Source organism: Massilia glaciei (assembly GCF_003011895.2).
Classification (GTDB): Bacteria; Pseudomonadota; Gammaproteobacteria; order Burkholderiales; family Burkholderiaceae_D; genus Telluria_A; species Telluria_A glaciei.
Genome location: NZ_PXWF02000121.1, coordinates 78,524 through 98,932, shown reverse-complemented (window position 1 = coordinate 98,932; position 20,409 = coordinate 78,524). Strand labels below are relative to the sequence as shown.

General features: G+C 69.0%; 13 protein-coding genes. 6 read left to right on the top strand and 7 right to left on the bottom strand.

All coding sequences use genetic code 11. The features are described from left to right. Positions 1-41: 41 nt before the first annotated feature. The 3 genes from C7C56_RS09045 (at position 42) to C7C56_RS09035 (ending at position 4,163) form a co-directional block, all read left to right on the top strand. Positions 42-1,559, top strand: coding sequence for a serine hydrolase domain-containing protein (locus C7C56_RS09045; protein WP_219933128.1), 1,518 nt, complete (start codon positions 42-44; stop codon positions 1,557-1,559). Between the two features lie 176 nt (positions 1,560-1,735). Next, the gene (locus tag C7C56_RS09040) at positions 1,736-3,208 is read left to right on the top strand and encodes a serine hydrolase (protein WP_181373092.1); all 1,473 of its coding nucleotides are present in this window, start codon (positions 1,736-1,738) and stop codon (positions 3,206-3,208) included. Between the two features lie 109 nt (positions 3,209-3,317). Then, on the top strand, positions 3,318-4,163 hold the full coding sequence (locus C7C56_RS09035) for a tetratricopeptide repeat protein (RefSeq protein ID WP_181373091.1): 846 nt from the start codon (positions 3,318-3,320) through the stop codon (positions 4,161-4,163). Between the two features lie 41 nt (positions 4,164-4,204). Here the strand turns inward: C7C56_RS09035 and C7C56_RS09030 are convergent, their stop codons facing one another. Beyond that, the gene (locus C7C56_RS09030; protein WP_106757104.1) at positions 4,205-7,330 is read right to left on the bottom strand and encodes a diguanylate cyclase; all 3,126 of its coding nucleotides are present in this window, start codon (positions 7,328-7,330) and stop codon (positions 4,205-4,207) included. Positions 7,331-7,777: 447 nt separating this feature from the next. Between C7C56_RS09030 and C7C56_RS09025 the strand changes: the two genes are divergently transcribed. Together C7C56_RS09025 and C7C56_RS09020 are read left to right on the top strand one after the other, a co-directional pair. After that, the gene (locus C7C56_RS09025) at positions 7,778-9,277 is read left to right on the top strand and encodes a DEAD/DEAH box helicase (protein WP_106757103.1); all 1,500 of its coding nucleotides are present in this window, start codon (positions 7,778-7,780) and stop codon (positions 9,275-9,277) included. A gap of 478 nt (positions 9,278-9,755) precedes the next feature. Beyond that, complete coding sequence (locus tag C7C56_RS09020) at positions 9,756-11,831, top strand: DUF7024 domain-containing protein (protein ID WP_106757102.1); 2,076 nt, start codon at positions 9,756-9,758, stop codon at positions 11,829-11,831. Between the two features lie 19 nt (positions 11,832-11,850). Here C7C56_RS09020 and C7C56_RS09015 read toward each other — a convergent pair whose 3' ends face one another. From C7C56_RS09015 to C7C56_RS08990, 6 genes are all read right to left on the bottom strand, one after another. Continuing rightward, on the bottom strand, positions 11,851-12,228 hold the full coding sequence (locus C7C56_RS09015; protein WP_106757101.1) for a GtrA family protein: 378 nt from the start codon (positions 12,226-12,228) through the stop codon (positions 11,851-11,853). A gap of 24 nt (positions 12,229-12,252) precedes the next feature. Beyond that, positions 12,253-13,239: a glycosyltransferase family 2 protein gene (locus C7C56_RS09010; RefSeq protein ID WP_106757100.1), complete on the bottom strand. Its 987-nt coding sequence runs from the start codon at positions 13,237-13,239 to the stop codon at positions 12,253-12,255. Positions 13,240-13,371: 132 nt separating this feature from the next. Beyond that, a complete protein-coding gene (locus C7C56_RS09005; RefSeq protein ID WP_106757099.1) occupies positions 13,372-16,293 on the bottom strand; it encodes a glycosyltransferase in 2,922 nt (973 codons plus the stop codon). Positions 16,294-16,299: 6 nt separating this feature from the next. Beyond that, complete coding sequence (locus C7C56_RS09000) at positions 16,300-17,742, bottom strand: FkbM family methyltransferase (protein ID WP_106757098.1); 1,443 nt, start codon at positions 17,740-17,742, stop codon at positions 16,300-16,302. Continuing rightward, entirely contained in the window at positions 17,739-18,962 is a 1,224-nt protein-coding gene (locus C7C56_RS08995; RefSeq protein ID WP_106757097.1) for an ABC transporter ATP-binding protein, read from the bottom strand. Before C7C56_RS08995 ends, C7C56_RS09000 begins: the two co-directional genes overlap by 4 nt. Next, positions 18,962-19,762: an ABC transporter permease gene (locus tag C7C56_RS08990; RefSeq protein WP_106757096.1), complete on the bottom strand. Its 801-nt coding sequence runs from the start codon at positions 19,760-19,762 to the stop codon at positions 18,962-18,964. The genes C7C56_RS08995 and C7C56_RS08990 overlap by 1 nt, the downstream gene beginning before the upstream one ends. A 242-nt stretch (positions 19,763-20,004) precedes the next feature. On the opposite strand from C7C56_RS08990, the gene C7C56_RS28690 reads away from it, so the two are divergent. Then, the gene (locus C7C56_RS28690) at positions 20,005-20,226 is read left to right on the top strand and encodes a hypothetical protein (RefSeq protein WP_181373090.1); all 222 of its coding nucleotides are present in this window, start codon (positions 20,005-20,007) and stop codon (positions 20,224-20,226) included. Positions 20,227-20,409: the final 183 nt, after the last annotated feature.

Here is a 20,409-nt window from a genome sequence, read left to right as displayed (position 1 = left end):
ATTTATGGCCAGGTCCATTATTTTGAATGATAATGGATCGGATGAAACCAAGCCCTCTGATGAAGCGCTCGCTGATAGCGGTGTTTAGTTTGCTGATAAGCGGCCCCGCGCTCGCTTCCGACGCGCCCGACCCATTCGCGGCCACATTGGCCGGCATCGACACCATCTTCGCCGACTACGCGGTCGACAACCACATCCCCGGCGCCGTGTATGGCATCGTCGTCGACGGCCGCCTGGCGCATGTGCGCGGGCTCGGGGTGCAAGAGCTCGAGTCGAAGCGCCCGGTGACGCCGGAAACCCTGTTCCGCATCGCCTCGATGTCGAAGGCGTTCACGGCGCTGACGATCCTGCAGCTGCGCGACGAGGGCAAGCTCGGGCTCGACGCGCTGGCCGAGACCTACATCCCCGAAATGCGCGGCTGGAAATACCCGACCCGTGACGCGCCGCGCATCCGGGTGCGCGACCTGCTCAACCACACCGCCGGGCTCGTCACCGACGACCCCTGGGGCGACCGCCAGACCCCGATGCCCGAGGCCGAGTTCAGCGCGCTGCTGCGCGCGGGCGTGCCCTTCAACAGCCCTCCCGGCACCAGGATGGAGTATTCGAACCTCGGCTACGCGCTGCTCGGACGCATCATCACCAACGTGTCGGGCCGCCCGTACGCCGACACGATCGGCAAATCGCTGCTGCAGCCATTGGGCATGGCGTCGACCGGCTTCGTGATCGACGCGATGCCGCGCGCGCGCCGCGCGCTCGGCTACCGCTGGGAAGACGACGCCTGGTCGATGGAGCCGGGCATGGCGCACGGCGCGTTCGGCGCCATGGGCGGGATCCAGACCAGCGCGAACGACTATGCGAAATGGGTGGCCTACCTGCTGTCGGCGTGGCCGCCGCGCGACGGCGCCGACGCCGGACCGGCCAGGCGCGCCACCGTGCGCGAGCTGGCGCAAGGGTCGAACTTCCCCCGGGTGCGCCAGCGCCTCGGGCAAAGCGGCGCCACCGCCTGCCGCCAGGCGTCGACCTATGGCATGGGCATGTGGGTCGCGGCCGACTGCGACCTTGGCCTGACCCTCGGCCACGGCGGCGGCTATCCCGGCTATGGATCGTACGTGCTGCTCCTTCCCGAATACGGCATCGGCATCTTCGCGCTGGCAAACCGCACCTACGCGGGCCCTTACGGGGCGGTCTGGGATGCGGCGGTCGCGCTGGGCAAGGCGGGCTTGCTAAAGCGCCGCCCGGTGCCGGTCGAGGCCGACCTTGCCGCCGCCTACGGCAGCGTCGCGCTCATCTACCAACAGGGCGATGTCGCGGCGGGCGCGGGCCGGCTGGCGATGAATTTCCTGCTCGATCGCGACGCCGCCGGATGGCGCGGGCATCTGGCCGCCCTGAGGAAAAAGGTCGGCGAATGCGACACCGCGGCGCCGCTGACGGCGACCGGCGCGTTGGCGGGCGAGTTCACCTGGCGCTGCGCCCGCGGCAGGGTCGCGGGCAATCTCCTGCTGACCCCCACGCTGCCGCCGCGCATCCAGGCGATCTCGCTGAGCGCAAAAAATCCCTGAGGCCGGGGCGCCCGCGCATGGCCGACTCCCGGTGGACGGGTGGTGTCGGGGCGCGCAAGCGGCGGTTGCCGGGCCGCTGCCGGCCTGAAGTCGGGTCGGTGTCGTCACCGGCGGCGCTCAAATCGCAGAATACTCTTGGCGCAGTTGACGTTTCAACTATGACCAGGGAGCTATTCATGATCGACAAAAAACCAGTCCACCCGCGCCACGCCAGCGGACCCGCCAGCGGACCCGCCAGAGCAACGGCCAGCGCGGGCATCCTGGCGCTTGGCGCCATCTTCCTGCTGTCGGGATCGCTGGGCATGCCCGCCGCCGCGCGGGCCGACCCCGGTCTCGCGCAGCGCATCGACGCCGGCATAGCGCCGTACTTCAGGCCCGACGCGCCGGGCGCCACCGTGCTTGTGGCCAGGGATGGCAAGACCGTGTTCCGAAAGGCCTACGGCAGGGCGGACCTGGAAACCGGGCGGGCGCTCGAGCCCGGCACGGTTCTGCGCATCGGTTCGCTCACCAAGCAGTTCACCGCGGCCGCCATCTTGCTGCTGGCGGAGCAGGGCAGGCTGTCGCTCGACGACGACTTCAGGAAGTTCCTGCCGCACTACCGCGACCCGGGCGGGACCATCACGCTCGAGCACCTGCTGACCCACACCTCGGGCATTCCCAGCTATACCGACCTGCCCGGCTACATCGACGGCATGGCCAGGGACATGACGGTGGCGCAGATGATCGCTTCGTTCCAGGATGCGCCGCGCCTGTTCGAACCCGGTACCCGCTTCGCGTACAGCAATTCCGGCTATTTTCTGCTCGGCGCTGTCATCGAGAAGGTGTCCGGCCGGTCCTATGCCGACTTCGTCGCGCAAAACATCTTCGCGCCGCTCGACATGCGCTGCAGCGCCTACGAGGGCCACGCACGCCACAAGGTCGCGCAGGCGCGCGGCTACCGTGCCGTCGCGGGCAAGTTCGGCCCGCACGCACCGCTGAGCATGACGCAACCATACGCCGCCGGCTCGCTCGTCTCGTGCGTCGACGACCTGGCGCGCTGGGATGCGGCGATCACGGCCGGCAGGCTGCTCAAACCGGCCAGCTGGGCGCGCGCATTCACGCCCCACAAGCCGGGCGGCGGCGCGCCCGACGGCCATGGCCACGGCCACGGCCACGGCTACGGCTGGGCCATGGGCGCGCTCAAGGGCAGCCCGACCATCGGCCACGGCGGCGGCATCAACGGCTTTTCGTCGTATGCGATGCGGCTGCCGCAGGAACAGGTGTACGTGGCCGTGTTGCTCAACAGCGAATCGGGCGTGGCCGATCCCGCGCTGATCGCCCATACGGCCGCCGGGATCGCCATCGGCAAGCCGTTGGGGGGCGCCGGGCCGGCGGCCCCGGCCCCCCTCGCCCCCGCCGTGTTCGACGCCTATGTCGGCAAATACGCGCTCGCGCCCGGTTTCGTGATCGAGATACTGCGCGACGGCGGCAGATACCTGGCAAAAACCAACGACGAGGAGCCCGTCGAGATGTTCCCGCGTTCGGACACGCTGTTCTATTCCACCACGGTCGAGGCGCAGCTGCGTTTCGAGCGCGGCGCCGACGGCGCGGCCGGCCGTCTCATTTTGATGCAGGGCGGACGCGAAATGCCCGGAAACCGCCTCGAATGAATCGACCGCCGGCCGCCGATCGGGTAATCTTGGCCCACGCCGTTCGAGCCGGATGCGCGTCCGGGTAAATGGTTCTGTCCGTCGTCCTCTCCAAGAAATGGCCGCCGCTATGCGACTTCGCTCCAGTCTGATTATCTCCCTGCTCTTCGTCGCGGCCGCGGCCCACGCCGGGGTCGAGGGGGGGGTCGCGGCGCATGCCCGGCAAGACTACGCGGCGGCCCTCAAAGAATGGCTGCCGCTGGCCAAGGCGGGCGACCCGGGCGCGCAAAACAACGTCGGCACGCTGTACCTGGACGGCGCCGGCATGCCGCGCGACGAGGCCGCCGCGTACGCCTGGTTCAAAAAAGCGGCCGTCCAGGGACTGGGCGCGGCGCAATACAACCTGGCCCTGATGTACCAGGAGGGCAGGGGCGTGGCGGCCGATGCGCAGGAGGCCTTCAAGTGGAGCCGCAAGGCGGCCGCGCAGGGCGACGCCGATGCCCAGAACTGGCTCGGCGCGATGGCGCGGCAGGGCGTGGCGGGCGGCCCCGACCCCAAGGAGTCGACGCAGTGGTTCGAGCAGGCCGCGGCGCAGGGCCACGCCGGCGCGCAGGCGAACCTGGCACTGCTTTACGCGCGCGGCGAGGGCGTGCCGCAAGACCTGCGGCAGGCGGCGCAGTGGTTCAGGAAGGCGGCCGAACAAGGGCATGTCGACGCCCAGACCAATCTGGGTCTGATGTACGCGCGCGGAGAGGGCCTCGAAAAAGACTACGCGCAGGCGCGCGAATGGCTGTTGAAGGCGGCCGGCAGCGGCGCGCTCGCCGCCCAGAACATCCTCGCGAGCATGTACGAAATCGGCATCGGGGTCCCGGTCGACACGCAAAAGGCGCTCCAATGGTATCGCAAGGCCGGCGCGCAGGGCGACAAGAAGGCCGTCGCCAAAATAATGCAGATATCCGAGAACCAGGCCCACTGAGCGCCGATAGGGCGCCCGCTGGCAGCGTCCCACGCACCGGCCTATGCACCGGCCGGCGCCACCCGCGGCGCGCCGGTCCCGTCTGACACGCGGTTGCGGCCGTTCTGCTTGGCGACGTACAGCGCCAGGTCGGCCGCGTGGATCAGGCCCTCGGGCGTGCCTTGGAGGTCGGGCCGGATCGCGGCCACGCCGATGCTGATGGTCACCGCGCCGAACTCGGACTTCTCGTGCCGCAGGCCCAGCAGCGCGAGCGCGGCGCAGATCTCCTCGGCGATCGCCAGCATCTGGGCCAGGCCGGTGGCCGGCGCCAGCAGGGTGAACTCCTCGCCGCCGTAGCGCGCCACCAGGTCGCTGGTGCGGCGCGCGTGCGCGGCGATCAGCTCGGCCACGGCGCGCAGGCACTGGTCGCCGGCCTGGTGGCCGTAGTGGTCGTTGTAATGCTTGAACCAATCGACGTCGAGCATCGCCAGCGCCAGCGGCTCGCCGTTGCGCTTGGCGCGCTGCCATTCGCGCGCGAGCGCCTCGTCGAAGCCGCGCCGGTTGGTGATGCCGGTCAGCGCGTCGGTGGTCGAGAGCCTGGCCAGCTTGATGTTGCTCTCCTCGAGTTCGCGCGTGCGCTCGCGCACCAGCGCGCGCAGGTGCTGGCGCTGCTGCGTGAGCAGGCCGATGCGCAGCCGGTAGGTCAGCGCCAGGGCGCCGAGCACGAACGCGCCGGCCAGCAGCCGGAACCACCAGCTCTGCCAGAACGCCGGCAGGATGTCGAGCTCGACGCGCGCCGCGCGCGCGCCCCAGATGCCCTGGTCGTTGGCCGCGCGCACCTCGAACACATAGCTGCCCGGATCGAGGTTGGTGTAGGTCGCGTTGCGGTGCGCCGCGTCGGTCGGCACCCAGTCGCGGTCGAAGCCGGCAAGCCGGTAGCGGTAGCTGTTGCGGGCCGGGTCGGTGTAATGGAGGGCGGCGAATTCGAACGAGATGACGGTCTGGCGCAGGTCGAGTGTGAGCGCGGCCGGCGCCGTCAGCGGGCCGCGCACGCGCACCCCGGGCGGCGCCGGGCCGTCCCACAGCGAGCGGTTTTGCACGCGCACGTCGGTGATCGCGACCTGCGGCGGGAACGAGACCTTGCGCACGGCCCCGGGCTCGACCGCGGTCATGCCCTTGACCCCGCCGAAGTACAGCACGCCGTTTGGCGCCGTGTGCGACGAGCCCGGCGTGAAGCCCTGCGAAACCCCGTCCGCGCTGCGAAAGCGCTCGACCTTGCCGCTTTCCGGGTCGAGCCGTAGCAGGCCCGACGCCGTGCTCAGCCACAGCATGCCGGCCGCGTCGCCGCGGATCGCCAGTATCTTGAGCTGGCCCACGCTGCCCTGCGCGCTGTGGCGGCGGAAGCGGATCCGGCCGTCGGCCCCGGTGACGACCTGGTCGAGCCCCTTGGCGGTGCCGGCCCACACGCGCCCCCTGGCGTCCTCGTACAGGCTCGAGACGTTGTCGTCCGACAGCGAGGCCGGGTCGCCGGCGGCGTGCCGGAAATGGCGGAAGCGCCCGTTTTTTTTGTCGAGCATGTCGAGCCCGCCGGCGCTCCATTCCGAGCCCATCCAGACGCGCCCCTGACGGTCCTCGACGATGCAGGTGCTGCCGTCGACGCTGCGGCTGTGCGGGTCGCGCTCGTCGTGCGCGTAGCTGGTCCAGTCGCCGCGCGCGATGTCGTAGTGGAACACGGCGCGGCCCGTGCCCAGCCACAGCTTGCCCGGCGCGCCGGGGGCGATGGTGTTGATGAAGTCGGCGCCGCCCTTGCCGAAGTTGACCACCTCGAAGCGCGCGTCCTCGTGCGCCAGCCGGTTCAGCCCGGCCGAGGTGCCGACCCACAGGGGGCCGCCCTCCTGCCGGTGCAGGCTGTAGATCATGTTGTGGCTCAGCGCGCCGGGCTTGCCCGGGTCGGCCCGGTAGTGCCGCAGCGCGCGGCCGCTGGCGCGGTCGAACAGCGCCAGCCCGGTGTTGGTGGCCAGCCACAGGCGGTCGCCGCCCGCCCCCGCGATCGCCTGCAGCGAATTGTTGGGAACCGGGTTGTCGGGCGTGGTGTCGAACGGGATGATGTGCTCGAAGCTGCGGCTGTTGAGGTTGACCATCGCGATGCCGTCGGTGAACGAGGCGATCCACAGCATGCCGCTGCTGTCCTGCATCACGGCCGGTATGTTGTTCGAGGGCAGGCTGTGCGGGTCGCTGGCGCGGTTGATAAACTGGCGCATGGCGCCGCCGCCCTTGTCCCAGCGCAGCAGCCCGGCCGAGACCGTTCCGGCCCACACGGTGCCGGTGCGGTCGGCCACGATGTGGGCGACCCGGCTGACCGGGCCCGGCAGGCGCGCGCGCGCGCGCCAGGGCGCGCCGGTGTCCCAGCGCACCATGCCGGCCTCGGTCCCGATCCACAGCGTGCGCGCGGCGTCGAACATCAGCGAGCGCACGATATTGAGCTTGGCGTCGGGCGCGGCCGCGTCGTCGACCCGGTAGTGCGCGAAGCCGCGCGCGCCCGGCGCCAGATAGTCGAGGCCGCCGGGCCAGGTGCCGATCCACAGCCCGCCCTTGTGGTCGAGCGCGATCGCGTTCAAGTCGTTGCTGCTGAGGCTGTCGGGGCGCCCGGCGTCGTGCAGGTAGCCCCGGAACGCGCCGCTGTCGGGGTCGAAATGGTGCAGGCCGCCCCAGGTCGCGAGCCACATGCCGCCCCCGGGGTCGGGCACGATCGACTTGATGATCAAGCGCGCGGGCGGGCCGCTCGGCGGCGCGAAGGTCGTGAAATCGTTGGTGGCCGGGTCGTAGCGGGCCAGGCCGTTCTGGGTGCCGGCCCAGATGCGCCCCTGACGGTCCTGGAACAGCGCCGAGACGCGGTCGTGCGGCAGGCTGCGCGCCCGGCCCGGGTGGTGCGTGTACTTGATCGCGTTGTGGCCGTCGTAGCGGTACAGGCCGCCGCTATGGGTGCCGATCCAGATGTACCCCTGCCGGTCCTGCAGCAGCGACACCACCGACAGCTCGTCCGAGCCGAGCGCGCCGAGGCGCTTGAAACGCAGGGTCGCGTTCGCCTGCGCGGCGGCGGTGCCGGCCAGCGCGAACAAAAACAGCAGCACAAGCGCGCGGCGCAGGAGCGACAGTTGGATGCCCGGGTCGGGCCAGCGCAGGTTCATGGATTCGGAACGTTGTGCGTTCCCCCCTGTTTTGTTAATAGATACCAACCTTTACTGTGATGCTTGCAATGCCGCCTGTCAATCAATTTGCACTTTTCAGCCATATAAATTGCTTGATTTGAACGCCAAATCCGGGCCGCCCGGGCGCCGTCGGGGGGGGGGGCGGGGTGCGTCGCCGCATTGCACTTTCGGTAACAAAAAGCCCCGAATCGCCCCCTAAATTCATGATTCCATGTACAGCCAAGTCGATTTAGGGTATCGTTTACGGCACTAATATTGCATCTACGTCCTAGCGACCGGTTTTGCCGACGCGATCGCCTCCGGTCCTGTCAACCAGGCGGCCCCGTTCCCGTCCAGTCAGGCGTTCCCCCGCGTTGGCGTTCCTCCAAAAAAGCCGCTCACCGCAGACCGGCCGTAGATCACCCGATTAAATCGTCCGGAAAACTTATGCCCGAAACACCGATCACCATCGAAGCCGACAGCGCTCCCACCGTGCGTTTTGCCGATTTCGGCCTCGCGCCCGAAATATTGCGTGCGCTGTCGGACCAGGGGTATGTGCACCCGACCCCGATCCAGGCCGAGGCGATCCCGATCGTGTTGCAGGGCCGCGACGTCATGGGCGCCGCCCAGACCGGCACCGGCAAAACCGCCGGCTTTTCGCTGCCGATCATCCAGTTGCTGCTCGCCCACGCGAGCCCGAGCACCTCGCCGGCGCGCCATCCCGTGCGCGCGCTGGTGCTCACGCCGACCCGCGAACTGGCGGTGCAGGTGGCCGAGAACGTCAAGGCCTACGCGCGCCACACGTCGCTGCGCTCGACCGTCGTGTTCGGCGGCATGGACATGAAGGGCCAGACCATCATCCTCAAGGCCGGCGTCGAGATCGTGATCGCCACCCCGGGCCGCCTGCTCGACCATGTGGAACAAAAGAACGTCAGCCTCAACCAGGTGCAGATGCTCGTCATGGACGAGGCCGACCGCATGCTCGACATGGGCTTTTTGCCCGACCTGCAGCGCATCATCAACATGCTGCCGAAAAAGCGCCAGAACCTGATGTTCTCGGCGACCTTCTCGCCGGAGATCAAACGCCTCGCCAACAGCTTCCTGAACGACCCGGTCACGATCGAAGTGGCGCGCAGCAACCAGACCGCCGACAAGGTCACCCAGGTGGTCTACAAGGTGTCCGAGGAAAGCAAGCGCGACGTCGTCGAGCACCTGATCCGCGGACGCGACCTCAAGCAGGTGCTGGTGTTTTCGAACACCAAGATCGGCGCCTCGCGCCTGTCGCGCCACCTCGAGCAGGGCGGCATCAAGGCCACCGCGATCCATGGCGACAAGACCCAGCAGGAGCGCATGGCCGCGCTCGAGGCGTTCAAAAAGGGCGAGATCGACGTGCTCGTCGCGACCGACGTCGCCGCGCGCGGGCTCGACATCTCCGACCTGCCGTGCGTGATCAACTACGACCTGCCGTACAACGCCGAAGACTACGTGCACCGGATCGGCCGCACGGGCCGCGCGGGCGCCTCGGGCGACGCGATCTCGGTGTTCTCGGACAAGGACGAGCGCCTGCTGACCGACATCGAAAAACTGATCAAGCAAACCATCACGCGCGGCGAAGTGCCGGGCTTCACGCCGTCGAGCGCGCGCCCGCCGCGCGACGCCGAACGCACCCCGGAGCGGCGCGCCCGCCGCGGCGACGCCGAGACCCCGTCGCGCGCGCCCGAACGCGCCGAGCGCACCGAGCGCACCGAGCGCTTCGAACGGCCCGACCGGGTGCGCAGCACCGGCCCGTCGCCGCGCCGCGAAAAGGTCGATCCATGGTTCCTCAAGCCGTACGAGCCGTCGGCCGCGCCGACCGCCGCCGCCGCGCCCGCGAGCGGCAACCCGTCGATCAAGCCGGCCAAGCAAAAAGTGGCGGCCCTGTTGGGCGGCATGCCGAAGCAGCAGTAGGCAGCAGTAAGCGGCAGTTCGCTACATTAGGCGGCAACAAGCACAGAAGCTAGCAGCCTGTCGGCCTTGTCCGCAGGCGAAGTCGGCTCGATAGCGAAACCGGGGTCGTGAGGGGGGCGTCGAGCCTTTTTTTTCGCGGGTTCATGCGAAAATTAGGCTCGCCGCCCGCCTCACCCCGCTTTCGCGGGCCGAAGTCAGCGGCGGCGCCGATGCTGGCACTCTTGAAGGGCAGTCCGACTTCTAGGGTATTCCGAGCACCTTCTCGCTGCTAGCACGGCAACGCAACAACGACGGCGCCGCCTTTTACCGGGTCCACCCCGCGGGTTTACGCCACTATTCAATTTTGTTTGACGATGCCCGATGTTATGCATATTTGCATACCGTCGCCTAAACGCGCGCACGTCGATGTTATACAAATGTCTTTGTTGTAATTTCGTATACAATCCGCCGTTCCGCGATTGCCATCGAAGGTTTCACCATGACGACGCTTCCCACGACCACGCGCAAACCGGCGGCGCATTATCTGGCGCCGGGCGCCGCGCGCGCCATTGCGCTGGCGCTGTTCGGCGCATTCCTCTACCTGCTTCTGCGCAACGCCGGCACCCCGCCGATGGTGCTCGCCGACGAGTGGTACTACAGCAGCGCGGCGCGCCTGCTCCCGTTTGAACAGTCGCGGCTGCCTTCCTACCTCTACCTTTTCCTGTTCAGCACGACGTCCTCCTGCGGCGAGAGTTTCTACGATTGCGCGCGGGTGCTCAACGCCTTGCTGTTCGTCGCCACCGCGCCGCTGATCTACCTGATCGCACAACGCGTCTGCCGCAAGCGGGTCGCGGCGCTCGTCGCGGCGCTCTGCCTGCTCGCGCCGCTCAATTCCACCACGGCGTACTTCATGCCCGAGGTCATGTATTTTTTCGCCTTCACCCTGTTCGCCTGGGGCGCGCTGCGCTACCGCGCCGCGCCGCCGGCGCCATACGCGCTGGCCGCCGGCGCCATGCTCGGCCTGATGAGCGTGATCAAGGTGCACGCCGTGTTCCTGCTCCCGGCGCTGTGCGGCTTCATGCTTTACCTGTGCTTGGCGCGCCAACCGCGCGGGCGCTGGCTGGCCACCGCTTTATGGATGGGTTTGCTCGCGCTGCTCGCGATGGCCGTCGTCAAGCTCGCGCTCGGCTACGCGATCGCGGGCGAGGCGGGCCTGACCATCCTCGGCCGTTTCTACGCGGCGCACCCGCACAGCAACCGCGACGCCGTCGGCTCGCTCGCGGCCCTGCTGCCGGGCGTGCTGACCAGCTTGAAGGGCCACGCGATGGGATTGGCGCTGCTCATGGGCATGCCGCTCGCCACGCTGGCCCTGCTCGGCGTGAGCGCGCAGGCTCGCGCCGAGGCCGGCGGCGAGCTGCGCACGCTGGCCGTGTTCAGCGTGCTCATGCTTGGCGCGGCGCTCGGCATGACGGTGCTGTTCACGGCCACGATCGCCGGCGGCGGCCCGCTCGAAGGCGTCCGCCTGCATATGCGTTACTACAATTTTCTGTTTCCGCTGCTGTTGATCGTGGCCGCCGCGACGCTGGCGCGGCCGCCACGGAAAATCGCGCCGGCCAGGGCCGCGCTGGTGGCGCTTGCGCTGCTCGGGGCCGTGCTGTACGCGGCGTTCATGCTCGAGAGCGCCTATTCGCTGTCCTTCATCGACGCGCCGGAATTGTTCGTCATGACCAAGCGGCCCGCGCTCTACGCCGTCTGGGTCGCGTCCTTGGCGCTGCTGCTGGCGCTGTGGGCATGGCGCCCCAAGCTGGCGGCGCAACTGTTCGTGTTCGCGCTGCTGCCCCTGGGCGCGCTCGTGGGCGAGGCCGGGGTGAAAAAAATGATCGCAGGCGTGAAGCCGGGCGGCGCCGACAAGGCCGGCAAGGTGGTGCGCCACTACCTGGGCGGGGCCGCCACCAGCGGGCTGCTGGTGGCGGGCGGTCGCGCCGAGGTGGCGCGCGCGATGTTCCAAATCGACAATCCCGATGTGGGCGAACGCTTCCTCGCGCCGGGCGCGCCGTTCTCGCCGGCGCCGGCGGACGCGCGCCGCGAGTGGGTGCTGGTGCTGGGCCGGCACGCCTTCGCGGGCGGGCGCCGCGCCGAGCTGCGAACGGCCGACTACGCGCTGTACCGGCTCAGGACGGTCGTCCATTTCGTGGCGCCCTTGTCGGGCTCGGTGTTGGAGCGGGTCGATGGCCTCGCCGACCCCGAGCATTGGGGTGCCTGGTCGAACGGCGAACGCGTCGTGCTCGGGTTCGCCGCGCCGCTGCCGCGGCGCTTCACGCTCGCGATCAGGGGGCGCGCCTTCGGCCCCAACGCCGGGCAGGCGTTCATGTTGGACATGGGCGGCCGGAAAATGCCGTTCCGCCTGCCCGCCGGCGTCGGCGGGGTCGCGCTCCCGCTCGAGACCGATGGCACGCAGCGCGTGGTCACGATCACCGTGCCGCAGCCCGTCTCGCCGCGCTCGCTGGGGCGGGGTCGCGACGACCGGCTGCTCGGACTGGCGCTGGAGTCGATCGAAGTGCTGCCGCAACCCTGAGTTACTTGAACACCCTGAGCTACTTGAACACCCAGTGCTTGCCGAGCACAAAGGCGTTGAGCGTGACCACCGGCAGCGAAAGCAGCTTGCCGGCCATCGCGCCGCCGCTCCATTGCACCGACATGTCGACGAACAACAGCGTGATTGCGTAGTTGAGCGCGATCACGCACAGGAAGCGCACAAAATTGAAGGCCGAGGCGGGCGCGCCGAAAGTGAGGCGGGCGTGGAAGGTGTAGTTGAACAAAAGACCCGCCGCGAACCCGGCCGAGGTGGCCGCGAACAGGTCGACGCCCTCGGCCAGCAGCGCCTGCAGGAAGCCGACGTCGACCAGCGCGCTGAGCGCGCCGCCGACGAGGTACACCAGCAACTGCCGGTGGCGCGCGGCGAGCTTAAGCATAAGCGGGCTTAAACATAAGCGAGCTTAAACATAAGCGCCCTGCGCGCAGGCGCGGATGCGCTTGTGGATCGGGCGCAGCGGCACCGAGGCGATGTCGTAGGCGAGGAAGGCGAGGACCAGTTGCGCGCCCATCAGCACCGGCAGGGCCGCCAGCATGACCGTGCCGGCCGGGGTGGCGACGTCGGCGCGCGCCGACTGGGCCCAGTTCAGCGCGCCGTAGATGCCGCCGAACGCGAGCAGCGAAAAGCCTAGCGGCAACTCGATCGAGGCGAGCGACATGTTGCGCAGGTAGTAGTTGTAGAACACGCGCTTGAAAAAATTGCGCACATGCTTGGCCAGGAACTCGGAGACGATTTTGGAGATCCGCAGGTTGCTGACCTCGTCGCCGTAGATGGCGTCCATCGGCACGTCGACCACCACCGCATGCAAGGTGTTGAGCCGGAACAGCATGTCGGTCTCGAAGAAATAGCGGCGGCTGATTTTGCCCAGCGGCAGATGGCGCGCGACGTCGGCGTGGATCGCCGTGTAGCCGTTGGTGGGGTCGAACAAGTGCCAGTAACCCGACGACAATTTGGTCAGGAACGACAGCACCGCGTTGCCGAACAGGCGCGCCGGCGGCATCGCGCGGATCTGCTCGAGGTCGAAGAAGCGGTTGCCCTTGGTGTAGTCGGCCTCGCCGGCCAGGATGGGCGCGACGAAACTGGGGATCAGGCGCGCGTCCATCTGGCCGTCGCCGTCGAGCTTGACGATGACGGTGGCGCCGTCGCGGATCGCGGCCGCGTAGCCGGTCATGACGGCGCCGCCCACGCCCTGGTTCTCGGTATGGTCGAGCACGCTCACGCGCGGGTCGAAGCAGGCCGCGCGCACCAGCTGGCCCGAGCGGTCGGGGCATTTGTCGTCGACCACGTAGATGCGCCCGACCTCGGGCCCGATGCGGTCGATCACGCCGAGCACATGCCGCGTGACGCGGAAGCTCGGAATGATGACGGCGATGCTGGGATGGGCGGACATGGGCGGCGCGGGCGGGTTGGATTCGGCGGGGTTGTATCCCGGTTGGATTCGGCTGGATTGGATTCGACAGGACCGAGTCTAGACCAGCGCCGTCCGCCTGTCCCTGCGCACGCGCCCCGTTCTTACAGCAGATCAGTCAATTTCCCGGTACCACTGCTGGCCGACAACGGCGTCGAGCAACTGGCGCGCCGACGCGCGCCAGGTCAGCCATTTGACGCCGGCCGGGGACGGCGCCCTGCCTTCGCGCGCGAGGGCGAGCCAGTCCGTGACCGCGTCCGCCAGCGCGCCCGCGTCCTTGCCCTCGAAGTAAAAGGCGTGCTCGCCGGCCACTTCGCGGAATACCGGAAGGTCGCGCGCGACGATCGGAATGTTGTGCTGGGCCGCCTCGATCAGCGGCAGCCCGAAGCCCTCGCCCTCGGACGCGGCCAGCAGCGCGGCCGCGCCCGCGTACAGTTTGAGCAGCATCTGGTCGGACACGCCGGGCAGCCAGAACAGGCGCGCGTCGCGCTCCGGGTGGGAGCCGATGCGCGCGGCCAGTTGCTCGACCATCCAGCCCTGCTTGCCGACGATGACCAGGTTCACGTCGTGCCCGCGGGCCCACAGCAGCTCGAACGCGGCCAGCGCCTGCGCCTGCCCCTTGCGCGGCTCGACCGTGCCGACCATCAAAAAGCTCGGGCGCGCGGCCAGGCCGGCCAGCACCTGCTGCGCGTTGGGCGGCAAGCCGGTGCTCGGCGCGCTGGCGTCGATGTCGGCGCCGAGGTGGAAGTAGCCGATCTTGAGCGGCGCTAGGCGGCGGCTCGACTCCTTGTCGGCGTGCTGCCCGATCCAGTCGCACAATTCGTCGCACACCGCGCGCGAGATGCAGACCACGCCGTCGGAGACCGCCGCCACGGTGCTTAGGAATTCGCTGAAATAGCGCTCGGCGCCGTACGGGAAGACCTCTGGCCGCAGCACCGGCAGCAGGTCGTAGACCGTGAAGTAGATGGCCACCCCGGCCGCGCGCATCGACTCGAGCAGCGCGTGGTTTTGCGCGGTGCCGTTGGTGAACAGGTCGAGCCCGAGGAAGATGTCGCCGGCGCGCAGCTCGACCGGCGCGTCCTCGAGATGCAGCTCGGGCATGCCGACCAGCGCGCAGCCGAAGCCGCGCGCGTACTGGTAGCTGCGGTTGCCGCCGTGGCTGTACACCGGCTCGACGCGCACGCCCGGCGGCGGCTCGGCGATCAGGGCCAGCAGCACGCTGCGCACGACGCGCTGGATGCCGGTGCGCAGGTCGGCCTGTACCAGCGCCGAGACGTCCACCAGCAACTGGCGCGGCGCGCGCGCGGGCTGGTTCAGGGCGATCGCGCGGGCCGCCTCGCGCAGGTCCTCGGCGCCGGCCTGCGCGGGCAGGCCGGCCAAGGCTCGGAGCAGCGCCTGGTAATGGCTGCGCGGGCTGTGCCGGGCGAAGTGTTCGACCGCCTCGGCCAGCTTGGCGGCGGCGTGCGGGCCCTGGTGGTGCGCCTGCATGTGCGCCAACGCGCGCTGCGACAAGCCCACGCGCAGCGCCGGCTCGGCGTGCAGGCGGGCCAGCGCCGCGCCCAGCTCGGCGATCGCGACGGTGTCGGCGATCTTGAGCACGACGGCGTCGGGCAGGTCGGCGTTGGTGCCGTGCGCGTTGACGATGGTCGGCGCGCCGTACAGCAGGCAGTCGAGCACCGCCGCCGAGGTCTCGCCGCGCGTGCGCGAGCGCAGTTGCACCGCCACGTCGCAGGCGGCCAGGTAGTCGGCGTAGCAGGCGGCGCTGACGTAGCCGGTGATGCCGATCCGGTCGACGCTGCGGTTGGCGACGATCTTGCGCGTGAGCGCGGCGCCGTACAGGCCTGGTTCGTTCTCGCCGACGAACACCAGCCGCGCGTGCGCGTCGGCGCCGATGGCGCTGCCGAGGAAGGCGTCGAGCAGTTCGTCGTTCAGTTTGGTGGGGCCGAGCATGCCGAAGCTGCACACCAAAAAGGCGTCGCGGCGCAGCCCCAGCCGCGCGCGCGCCTGGGCCCGCGAGATGGCGCCGGTGCGCACGCGCGCCATGGGCACCGCGCGCCAGCCGCTGGCGCTGCCGGGCCCGTACCATTGCTCGGCCAGCCGGCCCGGATAGGCCGCGTGGACCACCACCCCGCTCGCGTGCTCGAGCACCTCCTTGTTGAGCGGGTATTTCCAGATCGTCGCGTTGCGCCCGATCGCGCCATGCTCGAGCAGGCCGGTGTAGCCGTGCGAGGCGTGCAGCGCGCCGAGGAAGCCCTGCGGCAGGTAGCCGTCGTGCTCGAGGTTGTCGAGCACCCCCGAGAGGAAGAAATCGTGCAGCACCACGACGCCGGGGTGGCGCCGCAGCAGCGCGAACATGTGGCGGTGCACCTCGGAGTTGCCGAAGTGGTAGAGCAGGCGGTCGTACTCGTGGGCGTGGGCCTCGAACCAGTCGAGCTGGCGCAGCGGATACGGCGCCAGCGGGGCCTCGCTCACGTGCGGCTGGTCGACCACGAGCTCGATGTCGTAGTAGCGCGCCAGTTCCGGGATCAGCGCCGCGCTGTAGTCGGCGATACCCGAATGCTGGGGCGGCAGCGGCGAGATGAAGGCGAGCCGCGGGCGCGGCGCCGGCAACAGCGCCGCCGGCGGACCGGGAAGGGCGGCGCCCAACTGCCCCCACAGGTCGCGCCGCACGTCGAGTTCGGTGACGGTGGCGAAGCGCGTGGCGCCGGCCGGCGCGCCGTCGGGCAAAGTGGCGGGCGCCGGCGCGGGCGCTGGCGCGGCGTCGGGCGCGAACACGAGGTCGGCGCCGAGGCAGGCGAGGAAATTCTCGCGCACCGGTTCGGCCGCCATGGCGCGCCACGGCGACACCCCGGCCGGCAGGTGGCACAGCACCACGCGCGCCTCCTGCAGCAGGCCGGCGAACGCGTGGCGCAGCGCCCCGATGTTGTCGCGCCGGCCCGCGAGCCACACCTCGTGCGCGCCGCGCGTGCGCGCGAGCTCCTGCGCCAGCGCGAGCTTGCCGGGGTGGCTGCTGACAAGGTCTATGACCAGGCGCATGGTGCCCTAGGCGCCGCGCTGGCGCTGCAGGTCGGCCAGCACCGCGCGCGCCGACACCGGCAGCTCGCGCAGTTCGTCCGGCACCAGGGCCGGCGCCAGCGCGCCCGGCGGGGTTTGCATTCGGATGGCGGCGAGCGAGGCCGCGACGCGCCTGCCGAGCCGCGGAAAACGCAGCAGCACCGGAAGCAGCAGGCGCCGCAGGCGCTGGTTCGCGGAAAGGCGCAGCGCCGCCCGCCGCAGCGGCGCGCCGTCGCCCAAAAGGCGCAGCGACGCGTTCAGGCGCCACATGCGGCTGCCTTCGATCCCGACCAGTTTGTGTTCGAGTTCGTGCGCCCACATCAGCGCGCGCAGGCCGTCCTGGTGCGCCTTGACGTGGGCCTCGCGCGCCTGGGCCGCGTCGGCCTGCGCGGCCAGCGCGGTGTCGCGCAGCAGCTTGATCTCGGTCTGCGCGCCCAGCGTCGACTCGCGCAGCGCGGCCAGCTCGGCCTCGGCGGCCAGCTTGGCCTCCTGCGCGAGCTGGACCCGCACGCAGACCTCGTCGAATTTTCGGAACATGACGTTCGATAGAATCGACGACTCGCGCGAGGCCGCGACGGCGTCGGCCGCGCGCTGGCGCGCCTCGTCGCGTTCGCGCGCGGCCTGCGCGGCCTGCGCCCCGGCCTGCGCCACCTGCTCCTCGGCCTGCGCCAAGGCCAGCGCCGCCTGCGCCTCGGCCCGCGCGCGGGCCGCGCGCGCCTCCTCGGTGGCGGCCATCGCGTGCGCCAGGTGGTGCGAAATGAAATCGTCGAACACATTGGGCTGCACCGACAGCGCCGCTTGCAGTTCGGCGTGTTCGTCGGCCACGTAGTAGCGGTTCAGGCCGTCGAACCAGGCCAGCCGGTAGCCGTGGGCCAGCACCAGCGGTTCCCAGCCCTGGTGGTTGCTTTCGCGGCTGCCGGGCCGGGTCGCCTCGATCAGCATGATCCACGGGCGCCAGCGTTTCAGGTCCATGCCGCGCAAGACCTCGGCCTCGAAGCCTTCGACATCGATTTTTAAGAAATGGATGGCGCCCTGCACATGCTCGGCGCAGATGCCGGCCAGCGTGCGCACCAGCACCGTCAGTTCGGCCACGGCGAAGCCGGCGGCGCGGTGCGCCTCGGCCACCTCGGGCGCGGGCGAGGCCCAGCCGTTGACGGCGGGGATGTCGAACAGCGTGAGCCGGCCGTCGCCGGCGCCGGCGGCCAGCGCCAGGTTGATGTCGCGCGGGCGCTGCGCCAGCAGGGCCGCATGCGGCCCCGGCAGCGGTTCGATGTTGATGCCGTGCCAGCCGGCGTCGTAAAAGGCCTTGGTCACCGAATGGTCGACCGGATCGTTGGCGCCGGCGTCGATGTAAAAGCCGTTTTTTATATGTCCCAGCGCGCGCCATAGCAGCACGTCTTCGGCATTCTGGGCGTAGGAGATGAGTGTCATGTCTGGTCGATTTCGATGGAGGGGTCAAGCCATGCCGAACCCTCGAAATGGGGACGACGCATATTCATCACGGTGAACACGAGGGCCAGGTCGCGCCACTCGTAGTTGTTCACGAGGTGGGTCTCGGTGCTGACGATGGCGGTGGCGACCGAATAGGTGCCGGGCCCGAGGTTCATGGGGAACTGGAAGCGGTACACCACCTTCTGGCCCGCGCCCACGTGTTCGAGCGCGAGCTCCTTGAGGTGGGTGTTGGTGCCGTACATGGGCTGGCCGAGCCGGTCCTTGATCATGTAGCCGAGCACCATGCGCGGAATTGGCGCCCACGCCATGACGGTGACGCGCAGCGTGACGGCGCTGCCGACGTCGATCACCTCGACGCTGGCGCCGTCGGCGTCGAGCAGCGCGATGTCGGTCACGCTGGCCTCGCCGGTGCCCGAGACGGTCTGGACTTTGCCACCGGCCAGTTCGCGCAGCCGCACGGTCTGGTTTTCGCGCTCGGCGATCAGCGCGTTGTAGTAGTCCATGATCTGTTCGGGCTTGCCCTGCTGCGCCAGGCGGCCGCCGTCGAGCAGGATCGCGCGGTCGCACACCGTCTGGATCGCCTGCTTGTCGTGCGAGACCAGCAGCAAGGTGGTGCCGTCGCGCCGGAACTGGCGGATCCGCTCGAAGCTCTTGTGCTGGAAGTAGGCGTCGCCCACCGACAGCGCCTCGTCGACGATGAGCACGTCGGGGCGGCGCGCGGTCGCCACGCTGAACGCGAGCCGCATCTGCATGCCGCTCGAATAAACCCGCACCGGCTGGTCGATGTAGTCGCCGATGTCGGCGAACGCCTCGATCTGCGGCATCAGCTCGGCGATCTCGGCGTTGGAGAGGCCGAGCAGCTGGCCCGCCATGACCGCGTTCTGGCGCCCGCTGAAGTCGGGGTGGAAGCCCATGCCCAGCTCGAGCAGCGCGGCCACGCGGCCGCTGGTGGCGACCGCGCCCGTGGTGGCCAGGGTGGTGCCGGTGATCAGCTTGAGCAGGGTGCTCTTGCCGGCGCCGTTGATGCCGATCAGTCCGACCGACTCGCCCGAGGCGACCTGGAAGTTTATGTCGCGCAGCACCCACTGGAGCTTGTGCCGCGGGCCGCAAAACGGCAGCACCCATTCGGCCACGCGCGCGGCGTGGCTGCCGTACTGCTTGTAGGCCTTGCCCAGCCCGCTCACATGGATGGCGCCCATCAGAGTTCGTCCAACATGTCGCCGGCGCGCTTGCGGAACAGGCGCAGGCCGAACCAGCACATGCCAAGGCCGAGCGCGAACGCGGGCGCCAGCGACGGCCAGTGCGGCGCCGCGCCGTGCACCACGATCGTCTGGCAGGCGCCGATGATGGCCGCCAGCGGGTTGTAGGCGAGCAGCTCGCGCACCCCCACGGGCACGATGTCTGGCGTGTAGACGATCGGCGTGAGCCAGAACCAGAACTGCAGCACGATGCCGAAGAACTGGCCGATGTCGCGGAAGAACACGTTGAGCACGCCGACGATCAGGCCGAGGCCGATCGCGAACAAGGCCAGCAGGGCCAGCACCGGCACGATGGCCCAAAAAACCATGCCCGGAAAATTGCCCGTCGCCAGCAGGAACACGATGAACAGCCCGAAGATGATGCAAAAATTGAGCAGCGCGTTGAGCACCACGATGAGCGGCAGGCAAATGCGCGGAAAGGCGATTTTTTTGATCAGGTTGGCTTTCTCGATGAACATGGTCTGGGCGCGGCCGGTGATTTCGGCGAACAGGCCCCAACTGAGGATGCCGGCGCACAAGTAGATGCTGTAGGCGAAGAAAGAATCCCTACCCGGCAGCCGCGCCTGCATGACCTGCGCGAAGATCACCGTGTAGACGAGGATCATCGCGACCGGGTTCAGGACCGACCAGGCCGCGCCGAGAAGGGCGTTGCGGTATTTCGACTCGAACTCGCGCTTGACGCTGCCGAGCACGAAGCCGCGGTAGGACCAGGCCGCGCGCAGCAGGAGGGGCGCGCTCATGCGGTTCCCCGGGGCGGCAGGCGGATTGTGTGGGCAATTTTTGTCTTCATGGCCGGGACCTTTGGGATCGAAAAATTATACCCATACTTATTTTATATTCAAGCTTGTCACATTTAACATATGCGCGCGGCTAGGGAAGTGCGTCGCGGGCGCAGAAATAGCGCGCACGATTGGCCAGAATCGGCGTGGGCGGGAAAGTGGGTGTTTAGGGATTGGGGATGGGCGACAAGGATCAGGAAATCTTGCGTTCAACAAACGAATGGGCGTACAAAGGAGCTATCGTCATTCCACCGCCACCACCACCACCACCACCACCACCACCACCACCACCACCACCACCACCACCACCACCACCACCACCACCACCACCTCCTCCTCCCTACGTCATCCCCGCGAAAGCGGGGACCCATGCTGAGCTCGCGTTCACCCGGCACGTGAACCTTTTGGTTCGTGGCGTCAAATGAATTTCAAACCTCTATCGTTCCGGACAAAAACTGATCTGCGCCAGCGCTTTGCTCGCTCAGTATGGGTCCCCGCTTTCGCGGGAAGTCGTTTCTGCCAGTGGCAGGAATGACGGTGGGGGGGGCGCCAGCGCTTCGCTCGCTCAGTATGGGGCCCCGCTTTCGCGGGGAGTCGTTTCTGCCAAT